A 7,991-nucleotide genomic window follows, 5' to 3' on the forward strand; every position below is an offset into this window, starting at 1 on the left:
TTTTTCTTATCGAGACAATGGCTTTAAGCCTGAGCCGCCGCGCGGGCTGCAGCACGCGCTTCAACACGAGCACGGATCGCATCAACATCCGCGCGTGGCGTGGCTGCAAAAAGCTTCTTCGTGTAGTCGTGCTGTGGATTGGTAAAGACCTCTTCACGAGGCCCATATTCAACCACTTCACCGAAATACATCACCATCACATCGTCAGCAATGTAGCGCACGACCGAAAGGTCGTGGCTGATGAAGACATAGGTCAGGCCAAACTCTTCCTGCAGATCGGCAAGAATATTGAGCACCTGTGCCTGCACCGACAGATCGAGCGCCGACACTGGCTCATCCAGAATGAGCAGCTTCGGGTTGAGCATTAATGCGCGAGCAATAGCAATACGCTGACGCTGGCCGCCCGAGAACATGTGCGGATAGCGATTGAAATGTTCTTTGCCGAGACCAACCTTCAGCAGCATTTCCATCGCTTTTTCACGACGCTCGGCAGCTGACATCTTGGTGTTGAGCAACAGAGGTTCTGCCAGCACATCGCCGATCTTCTGGCGTGGATTGAGCGAGCCATAAGGGTTCTGGAACACGATCTGCACCTTCTGGCGCATCTCTGCTGTCAGTCCGTCACGGGCAATGTTCACATCCTGTCCACCGATCAGCAATTCGCCGGATGTCTGCGGATCAATCATGGTGAGGATACGCGCAAGCGTCGACTTGCCACAACCCGATTCGCCAACGATGGCGAGGGTCTTGCCCTTTTCGACCTTGAAGCTCACACCTTTGACGGCGTGAACAACCTTAGGCTTGCCGAAAAGACCGCCGCCAACATGGTAATCGCGCTTGATATCGCGCGCTTCGAGAACGATCTCGCTCATCACGCTTCTCCTGCGACACTATTTTGAAGAACAAAGTCAGAAACCGTCGGCAGACGGTCGCCGGTCGCATTTTCAGGCAGAGCCGAAAGAAGAGCCCGCGTATAAGGGTGCTTTGGCGCGGTGAACAACGACAATACGTCGGAATCCTCCATCTTGTGCCCCTTATACTGCACGATCACGCGATCCGCCGTTTCAGCAACAACGCCCATATCATGAGTGATCATGATCAGGCCCATACCGTGTTCGACCTGAAGACGCATCAGCAGATCGAGAATCTGCTTCTGGATCGTCACATCGAGTGCAGTGGTCGGCTCATCGGCAATCAGCAGCTTTGGATTACAGGCAATCGCGATAGCGATCATGACACGCTGGCACTGGCCACCCGACATCTGATGCGGAAAGCTCTTCAGACGTTCCGCTGCATCGCGAATACCGACCAGTTCAAGCAGCTCGACCGCACGAGCGTGGCTGGCCGCACCGTGAAGCCCCATATGTCGATTGAGAACTTCCTCGAGCTGATAGCCGACCGTAAAACACGGATTGAGGCTGGCAACTGGCTCCTGGAAGATCATCGAAATATCGCGTCCGATGATCTTGCGACGTTCCTTGTCGGACATTGCCAGCAGGTTTTGGCCATCAAATGTCATGCTGTCGGCAGTAACCGTCGCCGTCTTGGGCAACAGGCCCATGACTGCAAGCATACCAACCGACTTGCCGGAACCCGACTCGCCAACGATCGCCAGCACTTCGCCCTTATCGACCGAGATATCGATGCCATCGACCGCCTTGAAAGGACCAGTCGATGTATCGAACGAAACCGTGAGGTTCTTGATATCAAGCAAAGCCATCGATCAGCTCCTCTTCAGTTTCGGATCAAGCGCATCGCGCAGACCATCGCCGATCAGATTGATCGCGAGAACTGTGATCAGGATCGCAAGACCTGGGAAGGTCACAACCCACCATGCGCGCATGATGAATTCGCGGGCTTCTGCAAGCATTGTACCCCATTCCGGTGTTGGTGGCTGCGCACCCATGCCCAGGAAGCCGAGAGCTGCAACGTCAAGAATGGCGTTGGAAAACGACATCGTGGCCTGAACAACCAGTGGTGCCAGGCAGTTTGGCAAAATGGTCTTGAACATCAGACGCAGCTTGCTTGCACCTGCGAGCTTGGCTGCCGTCACATATTCGCGTTCCTTTTCAGCCATGACGGCTGCACGGGTCAGACGCGAAAAGTGCGGAAGCAGAACAAGCGTAATCGCAAGAACGGCGTTGATGAGGCCCGGTCCGAGAATGGCAACCAGAACCAGTGCCAGCAATAGCGACGGGAACGCCAGAATCACGTCCATGATACGCATGAAAACCGTGTCCACACCGCCGCCGAAATAGCCGGAGATGAGGCCGATAGTGATGCCAAGGCACATCGAAATGATGACAATGACAAAACCCACGAGCAGCGAATACTGAGCGCCATAGATCAGGCGGGATAGCATATCGCGGCCGACAGCATCTGTACCCAGCAGAAACTGAGTGCTTCCACCCTGCTCCCAGAACGGAGGTGCCAGCATGAAATCACGAAACTGCTCCGATGGATTGTGCGGAGCAATAAGAGGCGCCAGAATTGCCACAACGACAAGCGCCATAAATACGAAGAGACCGATGACAGCGCCGCGATTGACGCTGAAATAGAACCAGAAATCTTTCAAAGCACGGATTTTTCCGACTTCGTTCACGGCTTCCGGCTGAATTGCTGAGTGTGTCATTATACCCTCACTTGTGCCGGATACGCGGATTGATCAGACCGTAAAGCAGATCGACGACCAAATTCACGATCATGATAATGAACGCTATGATCAGCAGTCCGCTCTGTACGACCGGATAGTCGCGACGCGAAATGGAATCGAGCATCCATTTGCCAATTCCGGGCCATGAGAAAATGGTTTCCGTCAGGATAGCACCCGCCATCAACACACCCACCTGAAGGCCGATTGTCGTGATGACTGGGATCATCGCATTGCGCAGCGCATGCAGACCAATGACACGGCGAATCGGCAAGCCTTTCGCACGTGCTGTACGGACATAATCTTCACCCAGAACTTCCAGCATCGCCGAACGCGTCTGACGTGCAATCACCGCAAGCGGGATGGTTGCAAGCACGATGGTCGGCAGAATGAGATGCGAGGCAGCAGAGGCGAAAGCGCCTTTTTGCCCCGACAGCAGACTATCGATCAGCATGAAGCCCGTGACTGGCGGGAAGTAATAGAGCAACGAGATGCGGCCTGAAACCGGCGTCCATTGTAGCACACCCGAGAACAGGATGATCAGCAACAAGGCCCACCAGAAAATCGGCATCGAATAGCCAACAAGCGATATGCCCATAAGGCCCTGATCGAACCAGGAGCCACGCTTCACAGCAGCAATGACGCCCGCTGGAATGCCAACGAGAATGGCGACAATGATCGCACAGACAGCAAGCTCAATCGTTGCCGGGAACAGGGCAAAGAATTCCACCAGAACCGGCTTCTTCGTAACTAATGACTGGCCGAAATCGCCGTGCAGAAGGTTCCAGACATAATTGAGATATTGTTCCCACAGCGGACGATCAAATCCGAGCTGGGCCAATAGCTGCGCATGGCGCTCGGGGCTGACGCCGCGTTCACCTGCCATCAATAGCACCGGGTCGCCCGGCAATACGCGGACGAAGGCGAATGCAACGATCGTGATGCCGATAAACGTCGGAACCAGATAGAGGAGTTTGTTTAAAATAAAACGAAACATACAAAAACTCCGACCGGGTGCGGAGAGAACCTCCACACCCGGCCGCTGGTGTTGTCAGATTTTACTCGGAGATATCGACATCTTCGAAGCGATAATCACCAAGCGGGCTCTGCTTGAAGCCCGTGACCTTAGCAGACATCGGCACAAAGACAGTCGAGTGAGCAATGGTGTTCCAAGGAGCCTGTTCCTTGAAGATCACCTGAGCTTCTTCATAAAGCTTGACGCGTTCTTCATGGTTGGTCGAAACCTTTGCCTTCTGGATCAGGTCTTCGAACGGCTGGTAGCACCACTGTGCGCGGTTGTTCGAGCCGAGACCGGCGCAACCGAGCAACGTACCGAGGAAGTTGTCCGGATCGCCATTGTCACCGGTCCAGCCGAGAATGACTGCACCGTCGCGGTCCTTTTCGCCAGACTTCTTGAGGTATTCACCCCATTCCATCGAAACGATTTCCGCGCTGACGCCAACCTTGGCAAAATCCGACTGCATGAGTTCAGCAGTACGACGTGCATTTGGCATGTAAGGACGGCTGACAGGCATAGCCCAAAGCTTCATCTTCAGATCCTTGACGCCAGCGGCTTCAAGAGCCTTCTTGGCAGCTTCAGGATCGTACTTGTCGTCTTCGATCTTGTCGTTGTAGCTCCACATTGTCGGTGGGATTGGGTTCTTAGCAACCTGTCCCTGACCTTGGAACACTGCATCAACGATTGCCTGCTTGTTCACAGCCTGGTTGAGGGCCTTGCGCACTTCCGGCTTGTCGTATGGCGGAACGAGCGTGTTGTAAGCGAAGTAAGCGATGTTCAGACCAGCCTGTTCATCAACTTTGAGATTCTTGTCGGCCTGAAGGTCCTTAATGTCTGCTGGAGCAGGATAGGACATCAGGTGGCATTCGCCAGCCTTAAGCTTCTGCGCGCGGACTGCAGGATCGGTGGTGATAGCGAAAACCAGATCGTCGATCTTCGGCTTGTTGCCCCAATAGTCCTGATTAGCCTTGAAGCGAACGACAGCGTCCTTCTGGTAAGCCACAAACTGGAAAGGACCAGTACCAACTGGAACCTGATTGAGATCGCTTTTCTTGCCGTCAGCAGCGAGCTTGTCGGTATATTCCTTCGAGATGATCGAAGCGAAAGGCATCGAGATGTTGGCGAGGAAAGCAGCTTCTGAACGGTTCAGAATGAACTTGACGGTATTGTCGTCAACCTTCTGAATTTCCTTGATCAGCGAACCCATTTCCATCGAATCGAAATATTCGTAGGAAATGCCAGCCGTATATTCGTGCCAAGGGTTTTCCTTGTTGCCCATACGGTCGAAGGAAAGGATCACGTCGTCAGCGTTGAAATCACGGGTTGGCGTGAAATAATCGCTCGAATGGAACTTAACGCCCTTACGCAGGTGGAAGGTGTATTCCTTGCCGTCTTCCGAAACTTCCCAGCTTTCTGCAAGGCCCGGTACAACTTCGGTCGTGCCGTTCTTGAATTCTGCAAGGCGGTTATAGACCGGATGCGCGGACGCATCGAACGTGTCACCACCGGTGTAAGCTGCTGGATCGAAACCCTCAGGAGATGCTGGCGAGCAATATACAAAGGTCTTTGCCGATGCCGCGCCGCTCATCAGAGCGACAACTGCCGTTGCCGCCAGAAGTGTTTTATAGAATTTCATTTAGTGCCCGCCTCCACGGAAATAATATTGCGCGCACCCTAAGCGCGCAACCTGGCCTTATCGAAACGCTTGCCTTGTCACATTGCAAGCGCAATTTTTAGAATCCCGTCATATTCTCAACCGATTTTGCCCCAAATTATTAGATTTCTATTCCACGATAGCGCTAGGTTTTAGAAAATTGCGCTAACTGCCGTCGAATTATAATAATCTTCGCGCTTAAAATATATACAAAACCGTCTCATTAGATGCCTCGCAGCGGACTAAGCTCAGCCAGATTCCAAGCTACTGCCATTCAAGCCCTATGAAAAAATGCTAGCTGTTACTAAAGCCGATCGCCCCTCTACAAACAAAGATCGATCGGGCTCTGTACTCCTGCATTCTCACCAGCTATTAACTGGTGAATTATTGTCATGTTTGAGCCTGCTTTTATGCCCGAAGACCAAAGCCCTATTCGCCCCACGACTCCGCAAGCCATTCAGTTAGCTAAAACGCTGATGCGAACCTCCCGCTATGGTGCACTGGCCGTGCTTGACTCGGTAACAGGCAGACCACTGGCTAGCCGTGTAGCGGTCGCCACGGACGTTGATGGGACGCCTGTCATTCTTGTTTCAGGACTGGCAGCACATACGCCCGGGCTGATCGCTAATCCGGCCTGCTCATTGCTATTGGGAGAAGCCGGCAAGGGAGATCCACTCGCTCACCCTCGTATCACGCTCCATTGCACGGCATTCAAGATTGAACGAGATTCAGCAGACTATGCACGTACAAGGCGGCGCTATCTAAACCATAACCCCAAGGGCTCGCTGTATGTCGACCTGGGTGATTTCGTCTTCTTCAGGCTAGTTGTAGAATCTGCCAGTCTCAACGGTGGTTTCGGCAAAGCATTCAATCTTAGCCGTACCGACCTTATAAATCCGTCCGAAATAGCCGATGCCATTGCCTCATCGGAGCAGAGCGGCATTGATGACGCCAATAGCAAGTACGAAAAAGAAATCGATTTGCTTGCAAAACGTCACAATCATGCGGCGGGTCGCTGGAAAATAATGAGCCTTGACCCCGATGGCTTCAATCTCTCAAGTGGCGATCATGTCATTCGATCACATTTTCCAGTACAGGCCGATTCTAACGGCGTGGCACTGGAAATATTGACAGGTGTGCTGAAAACCCGCCGCTGAAACAAAACCTCGACAGTTTTGGGACAAATTTATAGTTTTTTTAGGCGGTAAATATAAGCAAGCCCTTTTCAATTTCTCCGTATAGTATTAATTTTAAGGTGCCTTCGACAAATGTTGCGCGGGCATTTTTTTAACCTAATGCTGTCTTACGGGGGTATGACTGCAAATGACCAATGAACATAATTTTTTTGATTTAATAGAAAATGTAGATGAAGCGGCTGATTTTCTTTCAGCTCTTGCTAACAACAAAAGACTACTCATTCTGTGCAAGTTACTTCACAATGAAATGTCTGTTGGTGCTTTGGCAAAAGCAATCGATCTTAGCCAATCAGCGTTATCTCAACACCTCGCAAAACTACGGGCACTTGACCTCGTATCGACGCGACGTGATGCGCAGACAATTTATTATATGGTATCCTCACCCCACATTGAGTTGATGTTGTCTACGCTTTCAAGTCTCTATATGAGTCCTGTTCCGCGTCGACGTGAATTGGCGGCTGTCATACATCAATAACGCACATCCATGAGGCATACGTCGTGCGATGAAGGAAGAAGAAACCGGATCGCACGGCGTTGTCGTAAGAATTTCTGATTCTGGCGATGGTCGTTTATCCCCCTATACGAATATTCGTGAAAAAGACCTGGTTGGTCGCCAACAGCGGTTTATTGCTGAAGGCAAAGTCGTCCTGAATGTCCTATTTTCTGCCCATGCGCGTTTCGAAACAGAGTCTCTGCTCGTTCTCGACAATCGTCTAAATGGGTTACAAGAGCAATTCAGGCATTTGCCAGCAGGTGTAACAGTTTATTCTGTGTCTCAATCCGTCATGGATGAGGTCGCAGGGTTCCACGTCCATCGCGGAATTCTTGCCGTTGGACGACGTAAAGCCCAACCCACGCTTTCCGAAATGATTGACCGCTTACCAGAAACGGCGCTCGTGGTGGTTTTGTGCGGCATTTCCAACCATGACAATATCGGCTCTATCTTTCGTAATGCGGCCGCATTCGAAGCTGATTGCGTCCTCCTTGACGAAACCTGCTGCGACCCACTTTATCGAAAAGCAATCCGCGTTTCTGTGGGTGCCACGCTGAAGATGCCCTATTTTCATGGATCATCCATTGAAGAAATTATCAGCGCTCTACAGTCAGCCAATTTTGATATATTGGCGTTGAGCCCTTCGTCTGAGATGAACATTTATCAGGCACCACACCATAAGCGCCAAGCCCTGCTTCTGGGCACTGAAGGAGATGGTCTACCTGACCATTTGTTGACACGACTGACTGGCGCGCGAATTCCTATGTCCAAAGAGTTCGACAGCCTGAATGTAGCAACGGCATCCGGTATCGCCCTCTCCCGTTTCAGCCGTTTTAGTTGAACCTCCGAGAGCAGTGCGCCCTAGGGTCCAGACTCAATTGAGCCACCATGTGACGATGGCAGCGATATAGCATGTGGCTGTAAAGTTCAGCATGAGCTTGTCATATCGTGTCGCGACCCTCCTCCAGTCCTTGAGGCGG

Annotated in this window: 8 protein-coding genes and 1 pseudogene; 3 read left to right on the top strand and 6 right to left on the bottom strand. The window is 51.9% G+C overall.

Annotated elements, in window-relative coordinates; translation table 11 throughout:
* Positions 1–23 precede the first annotated feature (23 nt).
* The 5 genes from OIV19_RS16165 to OIV19_RS16185 form a co-directional block, all read right to left on the bottom strand.
* On the bottom strand, positions 24–872 hold the full coding sequence (locus OIV19_RS16165) for a dipeptide ABC transporter ATP-binding protein (protein ID WP_095447137.1): 849 nt from the start codon (positions 870–872) through the stop codon (positions 24–26).
* A complete protein-coding gene (locus OIV19_RS16170; RefSeq protein WP_095447138.1) occupies positions 872–1,720 on the bottom strand; it encodes an ABC transporter ATP-binding protein in 849 nt (282 codons plus the stop codon). Before OIV19_RS16170 ends, OIV19_RS16165 begins: the two co-directional genes overlap by 1 nt.
* 3 nt (positions 1,721–1,723) lie before the next feature.
* Positions 1,724–2,632, bottom strand: coding sequence for an ABC transporter permease subunit (locus OIV19_RS16175; protein ID WP_095447139.1), 909 nt, complete (start codon positions 2,630–2,632; stop codon positions 1,724–1,726).
* Positions 2,633–2,639: 7 nt separating this feature from the next.
* Positions 2,640–3,647: an ABC transporter permease subunit gene (locus tag OIV19_RS16180; RefSeq protein WP_095447140.1), complete on the bottom strand. Its 1,008-nt coding sequence runs from the start codon at positions 3,645–3,647 to the stop codon at positions 2,640–2,642.
* Positions 3,648–3,708: 61 nt separating this feature from the next.
* The gene (locus tag OIV19_RS16185; RefSeq protein ID WP_264232253.1) at positions 3,709–5,304 is read right to left on the bottom strand and encodes an ABC transporter substrate-binding protein; all 1,596 of its coding nucleotides are present in this window, start codon (positions 5,302–5,304) and stop codon (positions 3,709–3,711) included.
* Positions 5,305–5,732: 428 nt separating this feature from the next.
* Here OIV19_RS16185 and OIV19_RS16190 point away from each other — a divergent pair, with 428 nt between their 5' ends.
* The 3 genes from OIV19_RS16190 (at position 5,733) to OIV19_RS16200 (ending at position 7,852) form a co-directional block, all read left to right on the top strand.
* Positions 5,733–6,479: a HugZ family pyridoxamine 5'-phosphate oxidase gene (locus OIV19_RS16190; RefSeq protein ID WP_498831056.1), complete on the top strand. Its 747-nt coding sequence runs from the start codon at positions 5,733–5,735 to the stop codon at positions 6,477–6,479.
* A gap of 166 nt (positions 6,480–6,645) precedes the next feature.
* Positions 6,646–6,993, top strand: a complete 348-nt coding sequence (locus tag OIV19_RS16195) for an ArsR/SmtB family transcription factor (protein WP_095447142.1) — start codon at positions 6,646–6,648, stop codon at positions 6,991–6,993.
* 28 nt (positions 6,994–7,021) lie between these two features.
* The gene (locus tag OIV19_RS16200) at positions 7,022–7,852 is read left to right on the top strand and encodes a TrmH family RNA methyltransferase (RefSeq protein ID WP_264232255.1); all 831 of its coding nucleotides are present in this window, start codon (positions 7,022–7,024) and stop codon (positions 7,850–7,852) included.
* Positions 7,853–7,885: 33 nt separating this feature from the next.
* Here OIV19_RS16200 and OIV19_RS16205 read toward each other — a convergent pair.
* Positions 7,886–7,991: pseudogene (locus OIV19_RS16205) on the bottom strand (IS5/IS1182 family transposase); the annotation flags it as partial.

Source organism: Brucella sp. HL-2, from assembly GCF_025846885.2.
In the GTDB taxonomy this organism is placed as follows: domain Bacteria; phylum Pseudomonadota; class Alphaproteobacteria; order Rhizobiales; family Rhizobiaceae; genus Brucella; species Brucella quorumnocens.

Excerpts from the sequence above, each read along its gene's own strand:
- OIV19_RS16165 (WP_095447137.1), bottom strand. The coding sequence starts at position 872 with ATGAGCGAGATCGTTCTCGAAGCGCGCGATATCAAGCGCGATTACCAT.
- OIV19_RS16170 (WP_095447138.1), bottom strand. The coding sequence starts at position 1,720 with ATGGCTTTGCTTGATATCAAGAACCTCACGGTTTCGTTCGATACATCG.
- OIV19_RS16175 (WP_095447139.1), bottom strand. The coding sequence starts at position 2,632 with ATGACACACTCAGCAATTCAGCCGGAAGCCGTGAACGAAGTCGGAAAA.
- OIV19_RS16180 (WP_095447140.1), bottom strand. The coding sequence starts at position 3,647 with ATGTTTCGTTTTATTTTAAACAAACTCCTCTATCTGGTTCCGACGTTT.
- OIV19_RS16185 (WP_264232253.1), bottom strand. The coding sequence starts at position 5,304 with ATGAAATTCTATAAAACACTTCTGGCGGCAACGGCAGTTGTCGCTCTG.
- OIV19_RS16190 (WP_498831056.1), top strand. The coding sequence starts at position 5,733 with ATGCCCGAAGACCAAAGCCCTATTCGCCCCACGACTCCGCAAGCCATT.
- OIV19_RS16195 (WP_095447142.1), top strand. The coding sequence starts at position 6,646 with ATGACCAATGAACATAATTTTTTTGATTTAATAGAAAATGTAGATGAA.
- OIV19_RS16200 (WP_264232255.1), top strand. The coding sequence starts at position 7,022 with ATGAAGGAAGAAGAAACCGGATCGCACGGCGTTGTCGTAAGAATTTCT.